The following is a 26,390-nucleotide window of genomic DNA, read 5'->3' as shown; positions in this document are numbered from 1 at the left end:
GTGTCACGTTTTGGGCTCGACGCGACATCCGGCGGGCGCTGCCGGTTCACGGCTCGACGGTCCGTGAACCTTAGGTGCCCGCCGGGCGGGGCGGACTATGGCGCATATCACGGCCCCCGGCGTACCTACTGGTCGGTATGGTCAGGGGAGCCGCAACGACAGGAGGCGCGATGTCCGCGACCAACCGCCAGATCCGTCTGTCAGCCCGCCCCGTGGGCGAGGTGCAACCCGATGACTGGGAGCACTGCGCGGGGCCCGTCGAGGAACCGGGCCCTGGCCGGTTCGCGGGTCGCACGCGCGTCATCTCCCTGGACCCGGCGATGCGGGGCTGGCTGGACGACCGTCCCTCCTACCTGCCGCCGGTGGCGATCGGTGAGGTGATGCGCGCCGGATCGGTCATCGAGGTCACCTCCTCCAGCCACCCCGACTTCCAGGCGGGTGATCACGTGGTCGGAATGTTCGGCGTCCAGGAGCACGTGGTCTCCGACGGCAAGGGCGCCATGAAGATCGACACCTCCCTCGCCCCGCCCTCGACCTATCTGGGCGCACTGGGTATGCCCGGTATGACCGCCTATTTCGGCCTGCTGGACGTCGGGGCGTTGAAGGACGGCGAGACCGTCGTGGTGTCGGGGGCGGCCGGCGCGGTCGGTACCATCGCGGGTCAGATCGCGAAGGCCAAGGGCTGCCGGGTCGTGGGCATCGCCGGAGGGCCGGAGAAGTGCGCGTTGCTCACCGAAGAACTGGGATTCGACGCGGCGATCGACTACCGCGCCGACGACGTCAGGAAGGCGTTGCGCCGGCACGCCCCCGACGGCATCGACGTCTACTTCGACAACGTGGGCGGCGACATCCTCGACGCCGCCCTGACCCGGCTGGCGATGCACGCGCGCGTCGTGGTCTGCGGTGCGATCAGTCAGTACAACAACGACACCCCGGTCAAGGGCCCCTCGAACTACCTGACACTGCTGGTGCGCCGCGCCCGGATGGAGGGATTCGTCGTCTTCGACTATGCCGAGCGCTATCCACAGGCCGCGCAGGACATCTCCGCCTGGATCGCCGACGGCCGCATCAAGGTCAAGGAACACGTCGTGAGAGGGAGCGTGGACGACTTCCCCGAGACGCTGCAGATGCTCTTCCGTGGCGAGAACGTCGGCAAACTCGTCCTGGAGCTGGCATGACGGCCGCCGGGAACGGGGCCGCGCACTGAGGGCCGGCGAGGCCACTGCGGTGGCCTCGCGGCAGTTTGACTCTCTGCGGTGGCGGCCTGACGTACTCACCTCGCGTACGGCTCGCTCACGCACTCGTCGGGGTATTTCCGCAAGCGCACGGACGACGCGGGCGATCCTGCGGAGGCTGCCCTCGATGATCCGCAGCCGGACCCCGTTGATCCGTGTCGGATACGTTCCGTCGGGCGGCGGCGCCCGGCGGGGCGGAGTGCGGGCCCCTTTGAGCCGGACCGGCAGCCGGGCGGGCGACCGGCCCCGATCGGTGGGCCATCTCGACCATGTCCGAGGGCCTTTGACCCCCGTGGCCGCAAGGCGGGCCGGCAGCGGGCGGGGTCCGTGGGCCCATGACCCGCGCGGCCGGTCGTCGGCAATTCCGTGCTCGGTCGGTCCGGTGGCCCGTGTGTGCCTGTCGTCGAAGCGGTGGGTGAGGTCGTCCACGACGTCGACGACACCGTCCGGCGGGCGCGTCGGACCCACCGCGACGGCGGCGCTGCGCCGCTTTCCCGCTGCCCGGTGAGCGTGACCGCACCGTCGAGGACGGCGACTTCGGAGATCCGGGGGCTGAGCCGGAGCGCCCCGGACCAGCCACCCCCCCCCACTGACGGTGAGTCAGGTGAGGCCTGTGGTGCCGCTCTGAGGGCCCCTCTGCTTCAGCGGTGTGTGCCGTATCACGCCCTTCAAAGCCCGCCCAAGTTGCCTTAGTCACAGCGGAAATGTCCCTTTCGCGTCCATGCTCGATCCGGACAGCGACTCCCGAAGTGGAGCCCGTCGGCATGGGCGCGAAGTTCCGAAGCGGCCCATGGCGCAGCCCTCGTGACGTTCCTCCTTGTTCCCCTGGAAAGGTGCCCATCATGGCCGCTTACCTCTGTCCTCCTGCCGTGATACACGGCGAGCACGCCGTGGAGACCAGCCAGATCGTGGCGGAGGTGCGCGACCGGCACCCGCATGCGGCGTGGGCGCCGCGGATCGACGGCATCGCGGCCAGTACGGGCATCGAGACCCGCGGGTGGATGCTGCCCCTGGAGACCGCCGTTGCGCCCGGTCACGGCAGCGGCCTGCAGGCTGTCGGCATCGGGACCGCCCAAGAGGCGCTGGCACGCGACGGGTTCACCCAGCAGGACGTGGACCGCGTGATCGCCGCCCTCGAGGCGATACCCGCGCCGCAGACCGTCCAGGAGCGCACCGCGCCGGCCTGGGAGGCCGTCCAGTCCTACGGGGAGCGTGCGGCGCGCGGGGCCCTGCAGATCGCCGGCCTGGACGCCGCCGACATCGACTGCCTGATCACCAGTCACTCCACCACCCCGGCGCTCCCCGGCCTGGACATCGCCCTGGCCAACAGACTTGCGCTCCGCAACGACGTGATGCTGCTGCCGGCCACGCAGTGGGCCTGTGTCGCGGGGACCCGCTCCCTGGCCCTGGCGGCCGACCTCGTGGCCGCGGACCCCGATCGGGTGGTCCTGGTCGTGATCGCGGAGGCGCTGAGCACGACCTACCAGCCCGCGGACGACACCCTCGAGTCCCTGATCGTCCGGTTGCTGTTCGCGGACACCGCGGTCGCCGCGGTGGTCACGGGCCGCCCCAGGCGCGAGTCGGTGCTGCGGCTGGACGCGGCCTGGCACCACACCGTGCCCGACACCCAAGACCTGCACTGCCTGGAAACGCGGGCGGACGGCACCCACTTCGTGATGGACCGGCGCGGGCCGCGCGCCGTACAGGAGACGGTCACCGCGATGTGGGAGTGGCTGAGCGCCCGAAACCAGGACGACCCCGACTCCTGGCACCCCGACGTGCTGCTCGCGCACCCCGGCGGGACCCGGGTGCTGGAGTACATGGAGCAGACGATGCCCGACGCGTGGCCGTCCGGGCTGCTGGACTACAGCCGGGACAGCTACACCAGCGGCAACCGCGGAGGCGCCGCCGTGTTCGACATCTTGAGGCGGGCGCACGACGCCGGGCAGAAGTCGGGCAGTCGCGCCGTCCTGTACGCGGCGGCACCGGGCCTCACCGCCACCGCCCTGGAAGGGGAGTGGCTGTAGTGCGAGCCCGCGCCACCCGTAGCGGGGAACGGGCCGCCCGCATCACCGGTCACGCCACCGGTACCGCTGAGGGCGCCGTCCGTAGCGTCGGTGGCGCCGGCTGACGCGCACGCCGCCGCTGCCCTCGCCGCTCTCGCTTGCGCCTGGCCGCACCCCGCCCCGCAGCCGCGTCATCTTGCGACTTCCGCCCAGACCACCTTGCCGGTGTCCGTCCACCGCACCCCCCACCGCGTGGTGAGCCGGTGCACGACGTGCAGGCCACGCCCGCCGTCGTCGAGGAGGCCGCCCCGGCTCAGACGCGGCCTGCCGTTGCCGGTGTCGCCCACCTCGCACAGCAGGCCGTGACCACCACCGGCCCTGATCAGTCGTATGGTGATGGGACCGGTGGCAAAGCGCACCGCGTTCGTGACCAGCTCGCTGACCAGCAGCGGCACGTCGTCCTGGGTGTCGCTCCTGGTGTGCCATTGCCGTAGCAGTGCGGAGACGTGGGCGCGGGCACGGGCGGGCGCGTCGTCGCGAGCGGGCAGCCGCCAGGTCGCGGTGTCCCCCTTGTGGTAGCCGATCATGCGCGCGAGCAGCAGGGTCACGTCGTCGCGCTGGCGTACGGGCGCCAGCGCGGAGACGACGTGCCGTGCGGCCTGCTGCAGGGCGTCCCAGGGGTGCACCGTGGACACGGCATCGGTCAGCCTGCCGATGCCCTCGTCGATCGACAGGGCCGGATCCTCCACCAAGCCGTCGGTGTAGAGGGCGAGCAGGGAGCCCGGGGGCGCGCCGAACGTGTGCACGTCGAACGGCTCCCGCAGCGCGAACTCGGCGCCCAGGCCGGGGTGAGGGCGGACCGCGAGCGGGCCTGCGTGCCCGTTCGGAAGCACCAGGACCGGAGGGAGGTGGCCCGCGCTGGAGAGCGTCACGTGGTGGCTGACCGGGTCGTAGAGGGCGATGCAGCAGGTGGAGCCGAGGGCGCTGTAGCCGGCCGCCAGCCCGGACTCCGCGTCGTCCAGCAGCGTCACGGTCTCGTCCAGGTGCTCCAGCACCTCGTCGGGTGCCAGCCCCGCGGACAGCAGCGCGCGGGCCTCCATGCTCAGCTGGCCCATGGTTGCCGCGGCTCCCAGGCCGTGCCCGACGACGTCACCGACCACCAACGCGGTACGGCCGTCCGGCAGCGGAAAGCTGTTCACCCAGTCGCCGCCGACGCCCGCGCTGTCGGGGGTGGCGGGCTGGTAGACGCTGGCGATCTCAATGGTGTGGCCGCCGCTCCGGGGCAGCAGCCGGCGCTGCAACGCCAGCACCTGCGTGTGCTCGCGCTGGTGTTGACGGGCCAGGTCGACGTGATGGGCGGTCCTGGCCACCAGTTCCTGCAGGTCGAACAACTCGCTGTCGCGGAAGGGGCGGTCCGCCCGCCGCCAGACCTCTGCCAGGCCCAGTACGACGGGTGGGGTGCCGTCCAGGACCAGCGGCACGCACGCCACACTCGCCGACCGGTCACCGGGCACCAGGGCGCGGATCACTCGCTGACTGCCGAGCAGCCGCTCGACCGCTTCCCGGTCGGGTATGACGATGGCCTGCGGGGCATCGTTCCGCCGTACCGCCTGTGCCAGCAGGCGACTCGCGTCGATCGGAAGATCGCCGCCCGGAGTCACGTAACCCTCGGGCCACGCCCGGTCCGGCACCAGAGCCGCCCGCCGTAGCCGGATGCGACCCTGCGCCTGCTCGGTGACTCCCTCGCCCGTCCACACGGCGAAGTCGAGGTCGACGGCGGCCACGTCTCCCCAAGCCAGCAGGGACTCCGCCAGCGACTGCGCGGTCTCGCCGATGTCCAGCGAGGTGCCGATCGCGGTCTCGGCGGCGTACAGGTGCAGCCTCCTGGCCATGGCGATCACGGAGACGGTCAAGCCCTCCTGAGGCGCCGCGGCGGGCAGGATGCTCAGCGAGACCACCAGCTCCGACCCGTCGCCGCGCCGCAGGCGCTGGATCCGGGCGACGTGCGCCTCACCGATCTCCAGAACCTGCCGCAACCGCCGTGTGACCGTCGGTACGTCCCCGGCGGGCAGGAGATCGGCGAAAGGACTCCCGGCCACGGCGTCCAGACCCGCGAATACGGGGGCGTCCAGATTGCTGCGGGTGATTCTCAGATCCCTGTCCAGGTTGACCACGCCGAGAATCTGATCCTGACGGTCGGCTGCCGGGTTGTCGGGTACGCGTTGGCGGGTGGCGCGGTCACCCTGCGCGTTCGCGGAACCGGCCGCCGCTGCCGCTCCGCCGCGCGGGATGTAGCGCCCCAGGGCGCTGCTGACCAGCTCGAACGGTGAAGAGGACGAGGGGGAGGGTGTGGAGTCCATGCGGCTCTCTCAGCAATCCCCGGCACAGCGCCGGGGCTGTACTCGAACCCGTGCGTCGGGGCACCGAGATCCCTGACCGCACACCTCATTGAATAACACCGGGGGTCGCTTCGCCCACACCAGCGGATCGCGCGGTGAACGCTGACCAGGAGGGGATGCCGCGGCCGGTGGGGCCGTGCTCACTTTGCCGAGGGCGTCGCCCACCAGGATGCGACGACCGCCGCGGGACCACCGGGCGCCGGCGGTGATGGCCGGTCCGAGTTCGCTGTAGAGGCGCGAACAGGAGCAGCATGATCAGGCCGCCCCACGTCATGCAGACCTGTCGCCCCCTCCGAGATGCCGGCCGTGCGCTCGGCGGGGCGGTGGCCGGACTTCTCATCAGCGTCTCCGACGGCGCCGCGATGCAGTGCGCGCGCCCACCATGGTGCGGATTCCGGTGGGTGACTGGACGGCCTGCCCTGCCCGGTGATCATCTGGTGCGGGCAGTCGCGTCGGCACGTAGACTCCCGCGATCTTTCCCCCAGCTTGGAGGTCCGTCATGGCCATCGACTCCCGCGGTCGGACAGCGGCGCGGGTCGCCGGTGCCGGTGCCGCTCTGTGCCTGACGCTGCTCACGGCCTGCGGCGGCCAGGTGCGGGACGCGGACGGCAAGGCGCCTGCGACGACGCGGCCGAAGACGGCGTCCCCGAGTCCTTCCGCGAAGGGGGGAGCGTGGAGGATCGCCTATTCCAGCAAGGCGGACAACGCGGAGCTGAGAGCTCTGTCTGTCGCTTCCGACCGGGACGCATGGGCGGTCGGTCTCGCCGGAGACGACTGGGACAAGACCTTCTTCGTCCACTACGACGGCCGGCAGTGGCGGGACTACGACGCCGCTGCCGACCTGCCGAAGCTCGGTCGGCTGCCCCTCGTCGAACTGGCGTCGTCCGGGCCGCGGAACACCTGGTTCTTCGGCACCGACAACCCGGTGGGCACCCAGGACGTCGCCTCGGTCATCGCCCGCTGGGACGGCAGCCGTTGGCGGGACGTGCCGCTGCCACCGCGGATGACCGACCAGATCAAGGACGCGGCCGTCTTCGGCCCCGACGACGTGTGGCTGCTGACAGGGACGCAGGCCGGCGAGCTCCCGGGGCGATGGCCTGTCGAGGAGCAGACGGTCTGGCACTGGACCGGCGCGCACTGGACCGAGGTCCGGCTGCCGGCCCGGGCGGACGCGATCGCCGGGCGGGCGGGCGACGACATCTGGGCGGTCGGCAGCGCCCCCGGCGCGCAGGTGGACAACAACACCCCAGGTCGCCGTGCCACGCCGGCCGCGATGCACTACGACGGCCGCGGCTGGCGGCTCGTCCCGGCCCCGCAGTTCCAGCCTCCGGTGAATGCGGGCCCGGGCGACGACCGGAGCGCGGTCCTGAACGACGTGGTACCGGCCGGGCCGGACGACGTGTGGGTGATCGGCACGCAGACCTACCCGGGCGACGATCCCGATGAGGGACAGGACGAGGCGCCCGTCCTCGCCCACTGGGACGGCAGCCGCTGGGAGGAAGGGCCCACATCGGACCAGCTCCCCGGGCCCCGACCGGTCGCCCCGGACGGCGCCCACGGCCTGGTCTTCCGGTGGGGCCGGCTTCGCGCCGACGGCACCTACGAAAGAATCGACAAGGCGCCCTTGCTGCCGGGCAGGACCGGCCAGGTCACCGAGTTCGACCGGGCCCAGCAACTGGCCCTCAGCGAACTTGTCCAGGTACCGGACACCCATGAGGTGTGGGGCGCCGGATCCATCGCGGCCGGTGGCGGAGGCTCCGAGCTCAACTTCTCGCACGGGGTGGTCGTGGTCCATGAAGTGCCCGGCGTGTAGGCGGGAAGTGGGCCGGTCGGCTGGGTAGTTGCCGCGGGCCGTGGATGTCAGGCAGGCCGGGGCACGATGCTCAGCGCGCGGTAGTCGTAGCCGTCCTGTTTGAAGCCGGGAGCTTCCCAGGTGAGGTCGACCTGCTGTCCGGGCGACAGCGTACGGAAGCCGGTCGCCTCGATGTTGGAGAAGTGTCCGAAGCAACCGCCGGGGGTCTGGGGCGAGTCGAGCACGCCCCACCCTTCCTCGTCGCTCCACTCGCGGACAGTCGCAGTCACCATGGGAGGAATTGTACGAGCGCCGGCTGCCCGAACCGGTGCGCTTGTGGTGCGGTCGCGGGCGGTGCGGGCTCAGGGGCGCCGCATGACATCGCATCCGCCGTTCACCACAGTCCTGTTCCACGGGGCTGCTCCAACCGGCACGATGATGTTCGGGCGACCACGCCCGGACGCGGACGGAGTCAGGAGGACACCCGTGGCAGAGCCCATCGGGTCCGGCGAGTGGCCTGCGCGCAGCCTGCTGGGGGTGCTATCGCCTTCTGCCAGGCAGGACCTGCTCGGCCTGGGCACGGAGGTCCGGTTCGACGCGGGTGCCGTGCTGCTGAGGGAGGGGGACAGCCACCAGCACATCTATCTGCTGGTGTCCGGCTTCACCAAGGTCACGGCCACCGTGGAGAACGGTGAGACCTCACTCCTCGCGGTCAGGGCCGCTGGGGACACGGTGGGCGAGATGGCGGCCATGACCGGAGCCCCGCGCTCGGCGACGGTCACCGCCTGTGGCCCGCTGACGGCCCGTGTGTCGCGGCGCGATGAACTGCGGGCCCTGCTGGAGGACCGGCCCGTGATCTCCATGGCCCTGACCGGGATGGTCGCCGACCGGCTGCGCTGGGCGAACCGGCGGCGGCTGGACTTCCGTGGGTATCCGGCGAAGGTGCGACTGGCCCGGCTGCTGGTGGAACTCGCCGAGTCCTACGGGTCGTTCGGGGCCGGCGGAGTGGAGATCGGCTGTCGGCTGACGCAGCCGGAGCTGGCGACGATGGTCGGTGCCGCCGAGACGACGATCCACAAGGTGCTGCGTGAATTGCGTGCCGACCGTCTGCTGGAGACCGGCTACCGCTCCACCATCATCCGGGACCTTCCCCGCCTCGAACGACTCGCGGACCTCATCCGAACGACTCACGGACCCGTTGCCGAGGCCTGATCCGCGACACCTGAGTCGCGATGCCTGAGCCGCGACGTCAGGCCAGCAGCGGCAGCAGAGTCACGCCAAGGCCCGCGCACGCACCCATGACGGCCGTGCACATCACTGCCGCCGTCACCCAGCGGTACTTGCGCACCGCGACAAGCGCGAGGAACCGTACCGTGCGCGACAACTCTCGGCGATCCGCGGCCTCCGCCGGTGCGGCCTCCTCCTCCGGTCGCGCGCCGTCGACGGGCGGCGGGATGTCGGGCCCCGACGCGAGATGGACGAAGCTGTACCGGTTGACGTCCGGATCCCTCAGCAACCGGGGCGTCAGCGAAGCCGCCACGCTCACCACGCCGCCGATCAGGGCGCACAGGAACACGGCCAGCAGCGCCCCGGCGAACACCCCGGCCGGTCCGCCCCTGTCCCAGACGTGCGCGGCCCGCTGACTCCACGTTCCCGCCGTGCCGCCCAGTGCCACCTGCGTCGCCGCGAGGATGCCGGCCTTCGCGTCCGCGTGCTGATGGGTCGTGTGGAGCACGGTGAACATGTTCTGTGCGGGACGGCTTTCGGCGGCCTGCCCGGTCCTTGCCATGGAGGTCTCCTCCGATCGACGACGGCGCGTGTTCGGTCACGCGGTGGGTGATGGGGCGTCCGCAGTCCAGTAAGGACCGCCGTCCTTGACGGGACCAGCCACTTCTACGGGTTGTCGAAACACGCGGACCGTTTGGGGCCCTGAGAGGGTCACGCGGACCCCACGAGGGGTCACTCATCCCCGCGTTCCGTGAAACCACGCCGAACCACGTAGAAGTACGGGGTCCTCACGGGGAGCCGGATGTAGTACTGCATTGCCGGCGCCCGCAAGGGGGGCGGGCGCCGGTCTGTCGTGTTACACCCCCGCTGATTCATGGGGGGGTTGAGTGAAGTGACGGAGTTTCCCCCCGAAGTACGTGTACCGAGAGGTGTCATGGCGAAGAACGGTGAGGACGGGATGGGCGGAGCGGGCGCCTTCAGGCGCAGACTTCTGCTGGCCGTCGACGCGAAGGGATACGGCGGCTCCGGCACCATCCGGCAGCACCAGTTCCAGGAAGCGATCGTGCGGTTGACGGAACTGGCGGCCGGCGCCGCCGGGTTGGACCGCGAGGCGTGGCTGACACAGGAGGGCGGGGACTCGCTGTTCGCGGTCCTGCCCGAAGGCGCCTCCGAGCCTGCCCTGGTCGACTCCTTCATGCGAAGTCTGGAGACCGGTCTGCGGGCCTTCAACCTCGACCGGGCGCAGGAGGCGCGGCTGAGGCTCAGGGCAGCCGTCCACTTCGGCGAGACCTCGCCGGCCGCCAACGGCTTCGCCGGCAGCGCCCCCGTCGAGATCGGCCGCATCCGTGACTGCGCGGCCCTGCGTGCCGCCCTGGACCAGTTGCCGGAGGCCCCCCTCGCGGTCGGACTCTCGGCGACCGTCTTCCGGGACGTCGTACAGGGAGAGGCGTACACCACGATCCGGGAGAACGAGTTCCGCGAGGTGCCGGTCAAGGAGAAGGAGTACCGGGGGGCGGCCTGGATCTGGGTTCCGGGGGCCGACGTACGGCAGGTGGACCTGGGTCCCGCCGTACTCGAGGGTGCGCGGCACGACACGAACGTGGTGCGGGGCAGCGTGGACGTGGGCGACGTGGAGGAAGAGGCAGAGGTGACCGGGGTGCACACGGATCGGGCCACGGGCGACTTCGAGGGCTACGTCAAGGCCGGGCGAGTGGGCCGCCGCGCGAACGTGACCGGGTTCAGGCAGACGACCCCCGGAGGCGAGTCGTGACCGTCGGCGCCCGCCGCCCGCGCCCACGCCGCGCCTTCGAGGAGGTGATCCGGGCCCGTACGGGGGCGGACTTCGTCGAACGTGAGTGGCTGTACGACGAGATCGAGCGGGCCCTGAAGTCCGACGAGGGCCAGTACGTCCTGGTGACGGGCGAGCCGGGAGCGGGCAAGACCAGCCTGCTCGCCGGTATCGCGCGGGCCCGTCCCGACCGGCTGCGCTACTTCTTCCGACGGGACAGCCGGACCGCGGTCACCGGCGGCGACACAGAGTCGTTCCTGCTGAGCATCGGACATCAACTCGCCCAGGAGCGCCCGGAACTCTTCGCACTGGAAAGCCTCTCGGTCGTCGTCCAGCAGCACATCGACTCCGTGGCGGCCGAGGGCCGGCTGACCGGCATCAGGATCGAAGACCTGAAGGTCTCACCCTTCCACCGCACCGCAACCCTGAAGGTCGAGCAGCGCGTCCGTGACGTGGCGGGCGAGGCCATCGGCGTGGAGATCGGCACGGCGCACCTGGAGCCCCGTCTCCTCGACCCCGACAACCTGGCCCACCTGGCGCTGATCGGACCCGCGCAGGTAATGGCCGAACAGGATCCCGAAGCCACGATCGTCATCCTGCTCGACGCGCTGGACGAGATCGCCGACGACCGCACGACGGAGCCGAGGAAAGGGCTTCTGCACTGGCTGACCCGTTCCCCCGAACTGCCCGCCAACGTCAAAGTGATCATGACCTCCCGTCCGCACGCCGGGCTCCGGCTGTTCCGCTCGGCCCGGGAGGAGAGGCTCACCGACGTGGTCATCGACGCCGGCTCACCCCAGGTCGTGGGCGACCTCCACACCTACGCGAACCTCGTCCTGGAACGGCCCGCCGTCCTGGCCGCCGAGCGAGCCAGGGGCAACCTCCCGGGCAGCACGAAGCGGCACGCCGTCCGCCGGGCCGCCGGAAACTTCCTGTATCTGGCCACCTACGCACAGGCGTTGATCGACGCCGCCGAGGAACAGGACGACGCCCTGGTCGACCGGCTCCTCGTCTTCAACGGAGTGCCGGGCCGGCTGCCGGGCCTGTACGGCTTCTTCGTGGAACTGGTCCGTGAGGAACTCGCGCCGAGACGGACGTCCGGCACCGTTGAGCAGACCGGCAGTTGGGCGGGGGTGGGCCTGCCGATCATCGGTGTACTGACCGTGGCACGAGAGGCGCTGACGGAGGAACAACTCGCCGTCATGTCCGGTACCTCGCTCCGGGACCGGCCCGCGCAGAAGGTCCTCACGAGCCTGCGTTGGCTGCTGGAGCGCCGGAGCGACCGGTTCGCCTTCTTCCACACCTCCATCGGCGAGTTCCTGGCCGGGGCGGAAGCGCGTGAGAAGCATCCCGAGTGCTGGGTCGACGAGACCGGATGGCACGAACAGATCGCCCGCGCATACCGAGGCACCGCGCCCACCTGGGCGGACGTGGACTGGTCCCGGGTGGACCGCTACGGTCTCTCCCACCTGGCCGTGCACCTCCTGAAGTCCGGCCCGAGCGTCTCCGCCGAGGCCGCCGACCTGGTCTGCGCCGGTCTGCGCCGCGCCGTCAGAGCCGAGTTCGGCGCCGAACGCCGATTCCTCGAACTCGTCGACAGCATCGCCCACCACATCGCCGACACCGCCCCCGTGGCCACCGGGCTGCAGGCGATGGCGTACCTCGGCGTCGTACGCCACCAGGCTGCCCGGACCAGTGGTGCGCTGCCGCCGCGGGTGATCGGGCTGCTCGCGCGGGTGGGGAGGGTGAGGGAGGCGCTGGAGCACGCGAACGGGATCAGTCCGTCGCTGTGCCGGGTCATGGCCTTCGCGGAGATCCTGCGGTACGCCCGTCCCGGACCCGGAACGCCCCCGGCCGACGAACTCCTGGACATGCTCGGGGAGTCCGCGGTGTCGGTTCCGAGCACCGGCGTCGGCCGCAACAGCGACATCGACGCCTGGAGAGCGATCGAGGTGGCCGCGGGCATGCTGGCACCTCACGACGTCGAACGCGCCCTGCGGCTCTGGCGGCACGGACAGGAGACGGCTCCGCATTCCAAGGGCCCCGAGAGGGAGCCGGACGCCGTGTACCGGGCCGCCGCGATCGGCGCCGCCGAGCAGGACGTGGACAGGGCCCGCGCACTCATCGACGGCATCACCGGTGAGCGCTGGGCGGACTACCTGAATCTCGCCGAGCGGGCCGACCCTGGAAAGGCCGTCGAGTTGCTGTGGGAGGCCGAGGAGGCCCTGGAGGGCGTGGGCCCGGCAGTCCGACTTCTGGGCCTGGCGAGGCTGGCCTCCGCATGGGCCCCATACGATCCGGACACCAGCCGGACCGTTCTCGCCGAAGTGCGCGCACAGCTCTTCCTGGCCGAGGGAGAGCGGGAACTCGCGCCCCAACTCGCGCGGGCAGCCGAGGTGTTGGCCGACGTCGACCGGACCACCGCCCGTCTTCTGCTCGCCCGCCTCGACACGGTCGTGGTCAACGGCATCACAGAGCGCGCCGTCCTCGACGGCGCGAGGCTCTGGACCCGTTTCGGCGCGCCCGATCGTGCGCGGACCCTCCTGCGCCGGTACCAGGCCAAAGGCCTGAGCTCTTGGGCCAGGCTCGATGCCTCGACCGTGCTCGGGGAGTCGAACCGAGCGGAGGAACTGGCCCTCGTCGAACGCGCCCACGCGGCCGTTCCCGGGCCGTCCGCCGATCCGGAGGCGAACGGATTTCGCAGCATGCGGCGCGACGAGGAACTGATCGGCGTCGTGAGGCGTATGGCCGTCTACGACCTGGCCAGGGCGGCGCAGATGGCCAAGGGCATCCAACGGACCGACTGGAGGAACGACTGGAGCGACCACTGGACGGCCACCTGGTCACGGCACGCCGACGCCGGGGACGGGACCCCGGCCATGTACGGCGGCTACGACCGGTACTCGGTTCTCGCCGGCGTCGCCCACCTCCATCTCGGCCGGGGCCAGGAGACCCAGGCCGCCGCGATCCTGGAAGAGGTGCTGCGGAGCGTGGAGGAGCCGGCCCCGCTCAGAGGGGGCGGCGGTGTCGGCGCGAGTTTCGCGAGCTCCGCCGACGAGTCGCGTGAGCCGTCTGCCAGAAACCAGGCGGAAGAGGTGAACCCCTTCGGATTCTCGGCCTTGGTGAATGTCGACCAGCACTGGGCCGCACACGCGCGAAATCACTTCTTCCGCGCACCGGCCGACGTGGTCCGTGCGGTCGAGCTGGGCGCACGCGGCAGCACGGCCGGAGTCGTACGCCGGTTCGCGGGGCGGTTGGCGGACCAGGATCTCTCCTGGGCGGGCGCCCTCGTCCGCTCGATCACGGATCCCGCCGAGCGTGCCATCGGCTTCGCCGAACTGCACCGGGCCGCCCATGGCCCCGACCACAGCGATTCCCATCACGGCCCGGAAGCGGACACCTTCTCGAAGGAGATCGATCGGGCCCTCGGTGACCTGCCGCGCCATCGATGGACCGTCGGCGTCGCCGGGGCGCGGGAAACGGTGGGGGACGACTACGCGCTGGCCTACGTCCGTCCCGACCACCGCGTCCGGTTCGAGTTGGCAGTGCGCGCCCTGGGCTGCCGAAAGCAGGACATGCTGGGACTCGAGGGGCTGGCCTACCTCCGCCACGCCTTCGGACGATCCATGCTCCTGTGGGCCTCCGTGGTGCACGCCAACGACATGATCGCGGGCAAGCGCCCTCATCCGGACTTCGCGCAGATGCATCTGCGCAATCTGAGCCCCGTCGAGGGCCTGAGCCAGGCCGACGCGCCGACGAAGAGCACCCTGGCAGCGGTCGCCTACCAGGAGCACCGGATCGCTCGAGAGGTGCCCGGCCACCGCTCCAGGGCGCGGCACCTCCGCTTCGACGATCCGGTCTACGACGCGGCCGTGGACCTCGTCGTCCCGGAGCCCGGAGCGCCGCTCAGCTCCGAGTTCACCCGGCGCATACGGAAGATGCTCGACGACGGTCCGCTGCCGGCAGCCGCCGACCTGCTGGTCTTCGCCGCGGAGGCCAGGCCGGAACACGAGCGCGAACTCCGCGCGCTGGGCGAAGAAGTCGTCGCGAAGGCAGGCGATGGTTCCACGATCGGGGTGGACGCACTGGCCACCCTGGCGGCCTCGCCGCTCTTCGGCGACCTGGTGGATCCCGTCGACCTCCTGCACGAGTCCCGCCACTGCGTATCCCGCTGGCCGGGCGAGGAATGGATCCCGGACCACGTGGTGGTGCGCCTGTTCCCCGCCCTGCTGGAGCGTGCGCCGACGGTCGCGCTGCGCACGTTCTATGACCTCGCCTCCAAGGACTGGTCCTCCGCCATGGCGCTGCTGGAACACGGGCGGGACGCCGTGATCGACGCACTGGGCGCCGACGCGGCGGCCACCCTCGGCTCGGCCATCGCTCGTGCTCTCGCCTGTACGTCTCCCGACGGCAGGGCGCCCGAGGTCGTGGACGGCGTCCGGCTGGCGCAACTCGTCGCCACCGGCCGCTCGGACGGGCGGCGGGCGTCATGACGCATCCGGTCGACCCCGCGGTCGAGAAGGCGCATACGGACGTCGTGAACCTGTTCCGCAAAAGCACCACCCGGGACCCGGCCGGGCCGGCCGCGGTGTGCCGAGCGGCCCGGGACCGGCTCGCGGAGCTGCCGACCCTCGATCCGGACGATCCGAGCACCTGGACCTCGTACGAACTGGTCACCGCCGACGTACGGACGCTGGTCGGCTGTCTGCGTGAGACGGACGTCCCGAGCAGTGAACCGGAGCCGTTCCGTTCCCTGGTGATCCGCGTCCTTCGGTACCTCCGCAAGGCCGATCGGGCGGAGCCCGGCGTCCTCTTGGCGGAGAGCGTCCACCGGGACTGGGTGGCGCGTATGGGGGAGTTGCACGCCGACACGATCGATGCCGCTGGACGACTCGCCGCGTGCCTGCTCGCCCAGGGTGACGCGAAGCAGGCCCGACCGGTGTTCGAGAGAATCCTTCGACTGCGGTCGAGTGAGTACGGAGACGACCACCCCGACACTCTCCTCGCCGCCTGCAACCTGGGGGCGTGCCTCAACGCGCTGGAGGACTTCCGTGCGGCGTCCCGGCTGAACACCGACACCGTACAGAGGTGTCGGCGGCGACTCGGCAAGCGCGACAGGACGACCATCCTGGCGACCGGCAACCTTGCGGGCAGCCTCTTGAGGCTGGGGGAGGCGGACCAGGCCCTGAGTCTGTACCGGTACATCCATGAGTGGCACAGAGAGAGGTCGGGAGAGAACTCCCTCGTGACACTCGAAGCGGCTGCGGGCATCGCCGTCGGCTTGGACGGCCTCGGCGACCACGAGGCGGCACGTGCCGTGAACGCCGACCTGCTGCCGAGGTTCGAGAGAGCGGCAGGAAAGGACTACTCGGGCACCAAGAACACACGCTCACGCCTGGAGCGGAACCTCCGTGCGCTCGGGCGCGACGAGGAAGCCGATGAAGTCCACGGCGGAATCCCGAAGTTCCTGTCTCCTCCTAGAGGCACAGGGTCTCGCTGAACCGATCGCCACAACGGGCTCACGCTCCTTGGCCGATGGGGTCTTGGTGGGGGCTGGGCGGCTGACCGCCGCCCAGCCCGCGTCACGTCCCGATGTGCCCTACTTCTTCACGGGGTCCAGGCAGAGGACGAACTTGTCGGCGTCCCACTCCTGCGCGAGCGCGGCCTCGCCGACGGTGCAGGCGTTGACGTCGAAGGTGTCCTTGACGACCTTGACGACCTTGTAGTTGGCGTCGGCGTCGCCGCAGCCCTTGGTCTCGACGTCGGGGTTGTTCTCGGAGCCGGTGACCTTCACGCAGTCGCCGACGTCAGCGCGTACCGGGGAGTTGAAGACGTAGCCGATGCCGAGCTTCACCGCCACCGCGACGACGATCATGACGACGACGGTGAGGAACTTCTTCAGCTTGCTCTTCTTGGCGGGCGCGGGGGCGGGCGCGGCCTCGGGTATGGGCCCGCCTTGCGGGGACTGAGGGTCTTGCGGGGCGGCGGAGGGCGTCGGAGCGCTCATCGGCGGTCTTCCTAGAGGTTGCATGGAGATCGAACGCGCGCACGCTACACGAAGGATAAGAACCAGATAAACGCGAGGTGCGACGGAGTCCAATGTCTCCCTGTCTGACACCCTTCTGATCCCCTGACCAGCGGGGAGAGGCCGCGCCCCGGCCGCAGCGGCAAGCCGTGAGCGTGGTGATGGGGGCGTCCCGCCGCGGTCTCGTGCCCGTAGTACGAGAGGCTGGAGCAACGCCCCTTTCTCCGGACGGTGTTCGCGGACCTCGAAGGCCTCGGACGTCAAAGGCCCCGGACCACAAGGGGCCGTTCAGTTCCTCAGCGACGACAGCGCCGCGCCAACCCGCTCGGACGCTTCCGCTGGGGTCGAGGCGTGCGGGGAGAACCTGAGCGAGTCGGTGCGCGCCGTCGCAGTGACCCCCTCGGCGTGCAACGCCTTCGCCACGACGGACGGATCGTGGTCCGGCATCGTGAAGGAGAGGATGCCTGCCCGTCGCGCCGGGTCCGTGGGGGAGAGGATGTGACCGCCCTGCCTCTCGACGACGTCGGTGAGTTCGGTGACCCGCGTGGCGACGGCGGCCTCGATCGCCGCGACGGTGTGCCGCTCGACGAGGTCCAGTGCGGCGACGAACGCGGCGGCCGTCACCGGGCTGAGGTTGGTGATCGACCACCGTTGCGCGTGTGCGGCCGGCGGGTGCTCGATTCCGTCGAAGAGACCCACGTCCTCGACGCCCGTCCAGCCGGTGAGGACCGGCTCGAGGGACTCCAGCGCGCGATCGGACAGGGCCGCGAAGCCGGTGGCCCAGCCCGCGCGCAGCCATTTCTGACCGCCCGCCACCACGACGTCGGCCGCGTCCCAGGCCATCTCGGCCACGCCGAACGCCTGGATGGCGTCCACGATCAGCAGCCGGTCCGGTCCGATCGCCTCGCGCAGAGCCGCCAGGTCGGCGCGGAAGCCGGTGCGGAAGTCCACGGCGCTCACGGACACGGCGACGACGTCGTCGGTCAGCGCGGCACGGACCAGTTCGGGTGTGACCCCGCTGCCGGGCGTCGGCTCGAGCCAGCGCGGGGTGGCCCGGCCCAGGTCCGCGGTACGGCGCCATGGATAGTGGTTGGCCGGGAAATCGGTGCGCGGCGCGAGGACGACCCCCTCCCGGATGCCGAGAGCGGCGTGGAACAGACCGGTGGACGCGTTCGGGAGCAGCACGGTGTGCTGGGCGTCGGTGCCCGCGAGGCGGGCGGCCGCGTCCCGTGCGGCCGCCTCCGCGCGCATCAGGCCGTCCACGGTGGAGTGATCGGCGCGCGCGGATTCCTCCATGGCCAGCGCGGTGGCGGCCACGGCATCCCGCGACGGCGGACCGAACCGTGCGAAGTCGAGGTACCCGGGGGGCGTGTTGAAGTGGGCTGCGTACGACGTGAGCACGGGGCTCGGTCCTTCCGGGACAGAACGGGTTGGGCTGGTCGCGCTGGTCGAGGTGGTGGCGCGGGTCGGGCTGTTCGGGCTGCGTGACGGCGTGTGCGCCAGGTGAGATGCGCCGCGTGTGAGGCGGACCGGTGTCCGCCGTTCGCCCACGGCGCGTGTCTCCACCCGCTCGCACGGTACGCGTTTCCCACCGCGCTGACCGGCCCGGGGTCCATGGCCCGACCGGACCGGGCAGGCGGAATGGGTGTGGTGTCGACGACGGAGACGGGACGGGCGGGCATCCCTGAGAGGGTGCCCGGCCGTCCGCCTCGCCGATGCCTGCGCTGCCTGGGCTCAGTGTCCGGCGGCTTCCTCCGGGCGCGCGTGGCGCGGCAGGAGGAAGGCGAGGAGGAAGGTCAGGGCGAGCATGCCGTCGACGATCCAGAGCAGCGTCTTCATGACGGAGCCGAAACCGCTCTGGAAGGCGGACGACGCGGTGGTCCCCAGCGCGGCGGAGATACGGCCGCCGGCCTGGGGCGAGGTCGCGGCGGACCGGGCGTCCTTCTCCAGGCGCGCGCAGGATACCGGGGTCGCGGCAGGGTCCTTGGCGACGGCGCGGTCCGAGGCGCACTTACGCAGGTCCGCCACGACGCGATCCTGAGCCGCGGGTGAGACGTGCGCGGCGGTCAGCTGCCCCCGCAGGTGGTCCGAGCGATGGTCGACCGCGGTGGCGATCCCGCCGCCCAGCAGACCGAAGAACACGGTGCCGAGGATGGCCACGCCGAAGGCGCCGCCGAGCTGCTGCACCGCGGTCATCGTGCCGGACGCCGAACCCGTCTCGTGCTGCTCGACGCTGGCGAGCACGATGTCGAAGAAGGGCGCCATGAGCAGGCCCATTCCGATGCCCGTGACGAGCAGCGACGGCAGGAGCTGCCAGGGGCCGACACCGGTTCCCACCTGGTCGAGGGTCAGCCACACGCCGAACACGCCGACCGCCATGACCAGCGCGCCCGCCTGAAGGACGGCGCGTCCGAAACGGACCACACCCTGAGCCATCCCGAAGCCGACGATCATGCCGCCCGACCAGGGCACCATCACCAGTCCCGCCTTGAGCGGCGAGTAGCCGAGGCCGATCTGGGTGTAGAGGTTGAAGACCAGCATGAAGCCCTGCATGGCCGAGAAGAAGACCAGTCCGAGGATCATGCCGCCGCTGAAGCCGCGCTTGCGGAAGAGGCTGGGGACGACCAGCGGGTCCCGCCCGGCCTTGCTGCGGTGCGACTCGTACCGGGCGAAGACGACGAAGACGATCACCGCGGCGCCCATCATCAGGAACGTCCACACGGGCCAGTCGTACTCGCGGCCCTGCACCAGCGGGAAGATGATCAGCAGCGCGGCCAGCGAGACCAGGAGCATGCCGGGGATGTCGAGGCGCGGCTTGCTGTCGGACCGGGTCTTCGGCAGATAGCGCAGGGCACCGAGAAGCGCCGCGGCACCCAGCGGCAGGTTGATCAGGAAGATCATGCGCCAGCCGGTGCCGAAGTAGTCGGCGTCCACGAGCCAGCCCGCCAGGATCGGTCCGCAGACCGCTGACAGACCCATGACCGGGCCGAACATGCCGAAGGCCTTCTGCGACTCCTTCGGCGGGAACATCTCCTTGATCATGCCCAGGCCCTGCGGCAGCATCACCGCGCCGAACAGTCCCTGGACGACACGCGCGCCGATCAGCATCTCGGGCGACACGGATATCGCGCAGAGCAGCGAACCCAGGGTGAAGCCGGCCGCTCCCACCAGGAACATGTTGCGGCGCCCGTGAATGTCCCCGAGCCGCCCTCCGGTGACGAGCCCGACGGCCATCGAGAGGGTGTAGGCGGCGGCGAGCCACTGCAGGGTGGAGGCGCTGCCGCCGAGGTCGGCCCGCATGGAGGGACCGGCGATGTTCGTGACGACGGCGTCGAGGAGATCCATCACCTCGGCCGCCAGGATCACGAAGAGCGCAGCCCAGCGCCACCGGTACGGCGCTGGTGAGTCGATGGTCGTCTCGGCGGACGCGACACCGGTGGTGGACATCGGAACTCCTCGTGAAGAGGCCGCCCCGCGGTGAGGATCGACGGGGGCGGTGGGTGGACGGATGCGACTGCCCGGCTCGCCGGCACGGAGGGAGAGACGGGCGACGAGACACCGGAGAACACTGTTCAATCTAGCAGAACAGTGCTCACCAAGAGAACAGCGTTCATTAAGATATAGCGCAACCCGGCGACGCGGACAAGATATATCGCGTTCTGTCTGGGTGAACGCCGCTCACCGAGAGAGAACACTGCTCTCCGGACGCCTAGACTGTCCTCATGAGCGACGCGGCCGCCGGCACCCCCGCACCACCTCCGCCGTCTCCTTGGGAGCGCGAGCGTCCCGTTCGCGGCCGCGCCGCCAGTGACCGCGCACCGCTGTCACGCGAACGCGTCGTCGAGGCGGCCTTCACCGTTCTGGACCGCCAGGGACTCGACGGCCTGTCGATGCGCCAGGTGGCGGCCGAACTGGGTGTGACGGTCTCCGCCCTCTACGCCTACGTCAGCTCCAAGGACGACCTTCTGGAGCTGATGTACACCCGGCTCTTCGACGGCTTCGCGATCCCCGAAGCCGACCCGGAGCGGTGGCAGGAGCAGGTGCGGGACTACGCGCGCTCGTGGCGGCAGCGCCTGTCGTCCCATCGCGACATGGCCAGGATCTCCATGGCCCACGTCCCCTTCACCGCGGAACTGCTGCCGCACGTCGAGGCGTTGCTCGCCGTCTTCCGCACCGCCGGACTGCCCGACCGCATCGCGGCCGAGGCCGGTGACCTCATCTCCACCTACATCGACGGGTTCGTCCTGGAGGAGGGCATGTGGCAGGACCGGGCCGCCCAGCACAGCGGTGAGGGTTCCTCCCTGGCCCGTCCGGACTGGCGCGTGATGGCCGACGAGATGCAGAACTACTTCGCGTCCCTGCCCCCGGCGGACTTCCCCCATCTGCGTGCCCTGTCCGGGGTGATGGTGACGGACTCCTCCGACGAGAGGTTCGACATCGGTCTGGAGATCATGCTGCGCGGCCTGGCGAGCTATCTGCCGGACCCGGCGGCCTGAGCGACCCCGACCTGCCCTCGCCGGCCCCTGCGATCAGTTGTTCCAGCTCTCGTCGTACGGATCGTGCGGTGTCGCGACCGGCCTCGCCGCACGGACGTCGAGGAACGGGATGATGCCGCCGTTGACCGGGTCCTTCGTGCGCCTGCCGGTGTAGGTACCGGTGACCTCGAGCCAGGTGTCCGGCCGGAGGACGGGCGGAATCCGCCCGGTCAGGCCGATCTTGACCGGTTGGGCGTCTGCGGCGCAGCAGTTGAGGGCCATGCGGACGAGATACGGCGTCCCGGCATGGTCGAGCGCGAGGAAGCCGGAGATCTTCACCTGGCGCCCGCCGAGGGAACGGCCGTGGTCGTACGCCGCCCGGCTCGCGTAGTCGACCAGGCCGAGCGGGACCGGGTCGCCCGCGGGCAACTTGGCGTAGCCGAACGGCGCCTGGAGCGCCGTACCGGTGCGCATCGCGCTGTAGGAGCCGAGGGCGGGCGGGGCGACCAGGATGAGCGCGAGCAGAGGCAGGACGAGGAGCCATGAGATACGCGGCTCGCGATGCGTGTGCCCGTGCCCTTGCGCGTCGTCCGTGGACCCGTCCCCGGGCGCGTCCATGTCCGTGTGGCCCGGAGCGTCCCCGTGTCCGGGTCCGTTCGTGAGTCCGCCCGCGTCTGCGTGGCCCGGCGCGTTCGAGCTCGCGACCGCCGGCCCTTCAGCGACCGCGACCGCGTTCGCGGCAGTGGTCGTGTGCACGTCCTCCCGCCCGTGCGCTTCCTCGCTGTCGCTGTCGCTGTCGCTGTCGCTGTCGGCGTCGGGACGGCCGGCGGAAGCCGTTCGGTGCTCGCGCACCTCGTACCAGACCGTGGCCAGGGCCGTGACGATGAGCACCACGCCCGCCGCGAGCAGCAGGGGCTGCAAACCGGCCTTGACGTACCGCAGATAGAGGTCCGTGACGCTCGCGTGCAGCACCGCCGCTCCGAGGAGGAAGAGCACGGCCGCCTGTGCCTGCCGGTTCACAGCAGCACCGCCCCGATCAGAACGGACATGAGGATCGCGAGGGCGAAGGTGGTGGGCGCGAACCGCAGGGCGAATCCGCGGCCGAACGTGCCGACCTGCATGGCGAAGAGCTTCAGGTCGATCATCGGTCCGACGACGAGGAACGCCAGCCGGGCGGTGAGCGAGAACTGGTTCAGCGAGGCGACCACGAACGCGTCGGCCTCCGAGCAGATCGACAGCAGCACGGCCAGGATCGCGAGGGCGAGGATCGACACCACCGGATTCCCGGCGGCGGCCTGCAGCCAGCTCGCCGGGACGACGGACTTGAGCGTGGCCGCGGCCATCGCGCCCAGCACGAGGAACCCGCCCGCGTGCATCACGTCGTGCCGCACCGAGCCCCAGAACGCCGCCCCCCTGCCGAGGCCTTCGTGGGCCGGGCGGCCCGGCGGGCGCAGCCAGTCGGTACGACCGAGACGCTGCCACAGCCAGCCCATCGCGCAGGCCACGAGGAGACTCGCCACGAAACGGGCGAGGACCATCTCAGGGTTCCGGGGGAAGGCGACGGCCGTGGCGGTCAGCACGATCGGGTTGATCGCCGGTGCGGACAGCAGGAAGGCCAGCGCCGCCGCCGGGGTGACACCGCGGCGCACCAGCGCCCCGGCGACCGGCACGGAAGCGCACTCGCAGCCGGGCAGGATCGCCCCGGCCATCCCGGCGACCGGCACCGCGAGTGCCGGGCGCCGGGGCAGCGCGCGGGCGAAGAACGACGGCGGGACGAACACCGCGATGACCGCCGACAGCAGCACACCGAGCACGAGGAAGGGCAGCGCTTGCACCACCACCGCGACGAACACGGTCATCCAGCTCTGCATCACCGGTGTGGACAGCGCCCCGCGGATCGGGCCCTGTGACGCGATGACCAGCAGCAGGAGCATCGTCAGGGCGAGCGGGGAGCTGATGTTCCAGCCCTGCCGGCCCTGGCGGTCGCCTCCGTCCGGCAGGCCTCGGCCGTCGTCCCCGTCCGGCCGGTGAACCGGTGGCGGGGCTGCCTTGGTCATGGTCACGCTTGAGGTACCTCCGGTCGGGGAAGGGCTCGGGCTCGGGCTGCTGATGCCCCTCCGCCTTGAATACGCCGGTTCGGCCACAGCTTCTCACCGGGTGTCGCCGGGATTGCCTCCGCCCGGGTGAATCTTGACCTGCGCAGGACCGAGCAGCGGCGACTCACGCCCCTCGGTCGTCGTGAGCGGCCGGTTCACCCTCGGTTCCGCGCTCGGGGCGACGACTACCACCCCTGGTCCGATTTCGCTCCGCGATCCGGTCGTTGCGAGATCTCTTTACGTCGCTGTCATGTACCTGTAGCTTCCGGCCGCAAGGGCTTTCAGGAACTTGCCGGTTCTTCTTGCAATGCAACTCCCCCTCCCCGGAACCGCATTGGAGACGCCCCATGAGACGCAGACCCCAACGCCCGCCGCTACGAACGCTGATGGCGCTCGTCGCGGTGACCGGACTGTTCGGACCGACCCCGCCGGACGCCGCCTCCGTCCCCCTGGAGAGCACGGCCGCCACCTCCGCCATGGCGACCGTCTTCTACTACACCAAGTCCAAGAACTGGCCCACCACCTACCTGCACTACGCCCCCGACGGCGGCTCCTGGACCACCGTGCCCGGCGTTCAGATGGAGGCGGCCTGCACGGACTGGGTGAAGAAGACCGTCGACCTCGGCTCGGCCGCCGGACTGCAGGCCACCTTCAACAACGGAAGCGGCACCTGGGACAACAACGGCGGCAGCAACTACGCGCTGGGCACCGGCACCATCACCGTCAAGGACGGCGTGATCGCCCACAGCGACCCGTGCGCCGACACCGGTACGGGCAGCGGCAACCAGGCCACCGTCTACTACTCGACCGCCACGTCCGGCTGGACCACGGCCAACATCCACTACGCGCCCACGGGCGGCTCCTGGACGACGGCCCCCGGCGTCGGCATGGAGACCGCCTGCACCGGCTGGTGGAAGAAGACCCTCGACATCGGTACGGCGACCTCGCTCAAGGCGGCCTTCAACAACGGCAACGGCGTCTGGGACAACAACAACGGGACCGACTACACCGTCGCGGACGGCACCACGACCGTGAAGGACCGGACCGTCACCGCCGACGCCAAGGACCCGTGCGCCGCCGAAGAGCCCGACACCGAGGCACCGACCGCGCCCACGAAGGTCACGGCCACCGCCACCAACACCTCGGTGGTGGTGAGCTGGGACCCGGCGACCGACGACACCGCCGTGACGAAGTACCAGCTCACACGCGCCGGCGGTACGAAGGGAACGGTCGTCACCGACGTCGTCTCGACGGTGTACTCCGACACGGGACTGGAGGAGAAGACCGACTACACCTACACGGTCAAGGCGGTCGACGCGGCCGGGAACACCTCGCCCGCCTCCGCCGGCGCCACCGTCACGACCGGGGAGAAGGCCCCCGCCCCGGCCTCGGGGACCCCGCTCGGCACCGACCCGCGCAAGGACCCGATCTACTTCGTCCTCACCGCCCGCTTCTACGACGGCGACAGCTCCAACAACCGCGGCGGCAGCCAGGACGTCAAGTCGGGCAACGCCAACAACAACGACCCCATGTTCCGGGGGGACTTCAAGGGTCTCGTCGACAAACTCGAATACATCAAGGCGCTCGGATTCTCGGCGGTGTGGATCACCCCGGTCGTCCTCAACCGCTCGGACTACGACTACCACGGCTATCACGGCTACGACTTCTACAAGGTCGACCCGCGCCTGGAGTCCGCCGGAGCCTCCTACCAGGACCTGATCAACGCCGCCCACGCCAAGGGCATGAAGATCTACCAGGACGTCGTGTACAACCACAGTTCCCGCTGGGGTGCGAAGGGCCTGTTCACCCCGACCGTCTACGGCGTGCGCGACTCCCAGTGGAGTTGGTACTACGACGAGAAGAACGAGGGCTTCGAGTACGACGGCCTGACCGTCGAGCCCAAGTCCGGGAAGTCGTACTACAACGGTGACCTGTGGTCGACCGCCGAACCCTCCGGCAACACCTGCCTCAACTGGGGCAAGCCCACCGGAGGAAAGAGCGCCGAGGGCTACACCGTGTACAACTGCCAGTGGCCCAGCCCGACGTCGGGCATGTTCCCGAAGGCGTACTACCACCAGTGCTGGATCGGCAACTGGGAGGGCGAGGACTCCCGTTCGTGCTGGCTGCACGAGGACCTCGCCGACTTCAACACCGAGAACGCCACCGTCCAGAACTACTTGATCGGCGCGTACGACAAGTACATCGACATGGGCGTCGACGGATTCCGCGTCGACACCGCCGTCCACATTCCGCGCGTCACCTGGAACCGCCGCTTCCTGCCCGCCATCTACGACCGGGTCACCCAGCGGTTCGGCGCGGAGGCGGCGAAGAACTTCTTCGTCTTCGGCGAGGTCGGCGCCTTCGTCAACGACAAGTGGAACCGCGGCTCGGTGAACCACTCCGCGCAGTTCTTCACCTGGAAGGAACGCAAGGAGTACAGCGCGGACGACGTGACGGCGGCGATCGAGCAGTACAACTATGAGGAGCAGCTCGGCACCGGCAACCAGCCCACCTCCGCCAACGCCTTCCTCAGCGGGAACAGCTATCACACACCGGACCGCAGCCAGTTCTCCGGCATGAACATCATCGACATGCGCATGCACATGAACTTCGGCGACGCGCAGAACGCCTACAGCAACGGCAAGGACTCCGACGACTCCGTCAACGACGCCACGTACAACGTCGTCTACGTCGACAGCCACGACTACGGCCCGAACAAGTCGAGCACCCGCTACAGCGGCGGCACCGACGCCTGGGCCGAGAACATGGCGCTGATGTGGACCTTCCGCGGCATTCCCACGCTGTACTACGGATCGGAGATCGAGTTCCAGAAGGGCAAGCAGATCGACTGCGGGCCGACCTGCCCGCTGGCGACCACCGGACGCGCGTACTACGGCGGTCATCTCGCGGGCAGCGTCACGGCCTCCGACTTCGGCAAGGCCGACTCCGCGAGCGGCGAGGTCGCGACGACCCTGGCTCAGCCGCTGGTCAAGCACCTCCAGCGGCTCAACCAGATCCGCCGGGCGATCCCGGCCCTGCAGTCGGGCCAGTACTCGACGGACGGCATCAGCGGCTCGATGGCCTTCAAGCGCCGCTACACCAGTGGCTCCACCGACAGCTTCGCGCTCGTCACGGTCACCGGCGGCGCGACGTACAGCGGCATCCCCAACGGCACGTACACGGACGCCGTCACCGGGGACGTGAAGACGGTGTCCGCCGGCACGCTGTCGGTGGCCGCACCCGGGACGGGAAACCTGCGGGTGTATGTGCTGAACGGGCCCGGCAAGATCGGAGCGGCCGGCCCGTACCTGAAGTAGCCGCCGACTCGCGCAGCGCCTGCCTCAGG

At 70.4% G+C, this 26,390-nt stretch carries 17 protein-coding genes; 9 read left to right on the top strand and 8 right to left on the bottom strand.

Translation table 11 applies throughout. The features are described 5' to 3' along the window. The first annotated feature begins 170 nt into the window (after window positions 1-170). Window positions 171-1,178 carry an NADP-dependent oxidoreductase gene (locus OG788_RS07205; protein ID WP_406369599.1) on the top strand — a complete coding sequence of 336 codons (1,008 nt, stop codon included), beginning with the start codon at window positions 171-173 and terminating at the stop codon, window positions 1,176-1,178. 899 nt (window positions 1,179-2,077) lie between these two features. Beyond that, the gene (locus tag OG788_RS07200; RefSeq protein ID WP_406369598.1) at window positions 2,078-3,262 is read left to right on the top strand and encodes a type III polyketide synthase; all 1,185 of its coding nucleotides are present in this window, start codon (window positions 2,078-2,080) and stop codon (window positions 3,260-3,262) included. A 170-nt stretch (window positions 3,263-3,432) separates the two neighbouring features. Here the strand turns inward: OG788_RS07200 and OG788_RS07195 are convergent, their stop codons facing one another. Beyond that, window positions 3,433-5,601 (bottom strand): SpoIIE family protein phosphatase, encoded by a 2,169-nt coding sequence (locus tag OG788_RS07195; protein ID WP_406369597.1) that lies wholly within the window; start codon window positions 5,599-5,601, stop codon window positions 3,433-3,435. A gap of 538 nt (window positions 5,602-6,139) precedes the next feature. Here OG788_RS07195 and OG788_RS07190 point away from each other — a divergent pair. Next, complete coding sequence (locus OG788_RS07190; RefSeq protein ID WP_406369596.1) at window positions 6,140-7,453, top strand: hypothetical protein; 1,314 nt, start codon at window positions 6,140-6,142, stop codon at window positions 7,451-7,453. Window positions 7,454-7,500: 47 nt separating this feature from the next. Here the strand turns inward: OG788_RS07190 and OG788_RS07185 are convergent, their stop codons facing one another. Next, window positions 7,501-7,725, bottom strand: coding sequence for a cold-shock protein (locus OG788_RS07185; RefSeq protein ID WP_406369595.1), 225 nt, complete (start codon window positions 7,723-7,725; stop codon window positions 7,501-7,503). 193 nt (window positions 7,726-7,918) lie between these two features. Between OG788_RS07185 and OG788_RS07180 the strand changes: the two genes are divergently transcribed. Continuing rightward, window positions 7,919-8,644, top strand: a complete 726-nt coding sequence (locus tag OG788_RS07180; RefSeq protein WP_406369594.1) for a Crp/Fnr family transcriptional regulator — start codon at window positions 7,919-7,921, stop codon at window positions 8,642-8,644. Window positions 8,645-8,681: 37 nt separating this feature from the next. Here OG788_RS07180 and OG788_RS07175 read toward each other — a convergent pair whose 3' ends face one another. Continuing rightward, a complete protein-coding gene (locus tag OG788_RS07175) occupies window positions 8,682-9,221 on the bottom strand; it encodes a hypothetical protein (RefSeq protein WP_406369593.1) in 540 nt (179 codons plus the stop codon). 372 nt (window positions 9,222-9,593) lie between these two features. Here OG788_RS07175 and OG788_RS07170 point away from each other — a divergent pair, with 372 nt between their 5' ends. Genes OG788_RS07170 through OG788_RS07160 form a run of 3 tightly spaced genes read left to right on the top strand, consistent with a single transcriptional unit; the run spans window position 9,594 to window position 15,948 of the window. After that, window positions 9,594-10,430 (top strand): hypothetical protein, encoded by an 837-nt coding sequence (locus OG788_RS07170; protein WP_406369592.1) that lies wholly within the window; start codon window positions 9,594-9,596, stop codon window positions 10,428-10,430. Continuing rightward, a complete protein-coding gene (locus tag OG788_RS07165) occupies window positions 10,427-14,941 on the top strand; it encodes a hypothetical protein (RefSeq protein WP_406369591.1) in 4,515 nt (1,504 codons plus the stop codon). Before OG788_RS07170 ends, OG788_RS07165 begins: the two co-directional genes overlap by 4 nt. Next, window positions 14,938-15,948 carry a tetratricopeptide repeat protein gene (locus OG788_RS07160; RefSeq protein ID WP_406369590.1) on the top strand — a complete coding sequence of 337 codons (1,011 nt, stop codon included), beginning with the start codon at window positions 14,938-14,940 and terminating at the stop codon, window positions 15,946-15,948. The genes OG788_RS07165 and OG788_RS07160 overlap by 4 nt, the downstream gene beginning before the upstream one ends. 99 nt (window positions 15,949-16,047) lie before the next feature. On the opposite strand, the gene OG788_RS07155 is transcribed toward OG788_RS07160, so the two are convergent. The 3 genes from OG788_RS07155 to OG788_RS07145 form a co-directional block, all read right to left on the bottom strand. Next, complete coding sequence (locus tag OG788_RS07155; RefSeq protein WP_406369589.1) at window positions 16,048-16,455, bottom strand: hypothetical protein; 408 nt, start codon at window positions 16,453-16,455, stop codon at window positions 16,048-16,050. A gap of 306 nt (window positions 16,456-16,761) precedes the next feature. After that, window positions 16,762-17,874, bottom strand: coding sequence for an aminotransferase class V-fold PLP-dependent enzyme (locus tag OG788_RS07150; protein ID WP_406369588.1), 1,113 nt, complete (start codon window positions 17,872-17,874; stop codon window positions 16,762-16,764). Window positions 17,875-18,207: 333 nt separating this feature from the next. Continuing rightward, complete coding sequence (locus OG788_RS07145) at window positions 18,208-19,920, bottom strand: MFS transporter (RefSeq protein WP_406369587.1); 1,713 nt, start codon at window positions 19,918-19,920, stop codon at window positions 18,208-18,210. A 275-nt stretch (window positions 19,921-20,195) separates the two neighbouring features. Here OG788_RS07145 and OG788_RS07140 point away from each other — a divergent pair, with 275 nt between their 5' ends. After that, the gene (locus OG788_RS07140; RefSeq protein WP_351546106.1) at window positions 20,196-20,969 is read left to right on the top strand and encodes a TetR/AcrR family transcriptional regulator; all 774 of its coding nucleotides are present in this window, start codon (window positions 20,196-20,198) and stop codon (window positions 20,967-20,969) included. Between the two features lie 33 nt (window positions 20,970-21,002). Here OG788_RS07140 and OG788_RS07135 read toward each other — a convergent pair whose 3' ends face one another. Continuing rightward, complete coding sequence (locus OG788_RS07135; protein WP_406369586.1) at window positions 21,003-21,968, bottom strand: TIGR03943 family putative permease subunit; 966 nt, start codon at window positions 21,966-21,968, stop codon at window positions 21,003-21,005. Beyond that, complete coding sequence (locus OG788_RS07130) at window positions 21,965-23,011, bottom strand: permease (RefSeq protein WP_406369585.1); 1,047 nt, start codon at window positions 23,009-23,011, stop codon at window positions 21,965-21,967. Before OG788_RS07130 ends, OG788_RS07135 begins: the two co-directional genes overlap by 4 nt. A gap of 380 nt (window positions 23,012-23,391) precedes the next feature. On the opposite strand from OG788_RS07130, the gene OG788_RS07125 reads away from it, so the two are divergent. Beyond that, the gene (locus OG788_RS07125) at window positions 23,392-26,361 is read left to right on the top strand and encodes a carbohydrate binding domain-containing protein (protein ID WP_406369584.1); all 2,970 of its coding nucleotides are present in this window, start codon (window positions 23,392-23,394) and stop codon (window positions 26,359-26,361) included. The last annotated feature ends 29 nt before the right edge of the window (window positions 26,362-26,390 follow it).

Source organism: Streptomyces sp. NBC_00647 (assembly GCF_045207245.1).
GTDB lineage: Bacteria > Actinomycetota > Actinomycetes > Streptomycetales > Streptomycetaceae > Streptomyces.
This window is presented reverse-complemented; position numbering and strand designations above follow the sequence as displayed.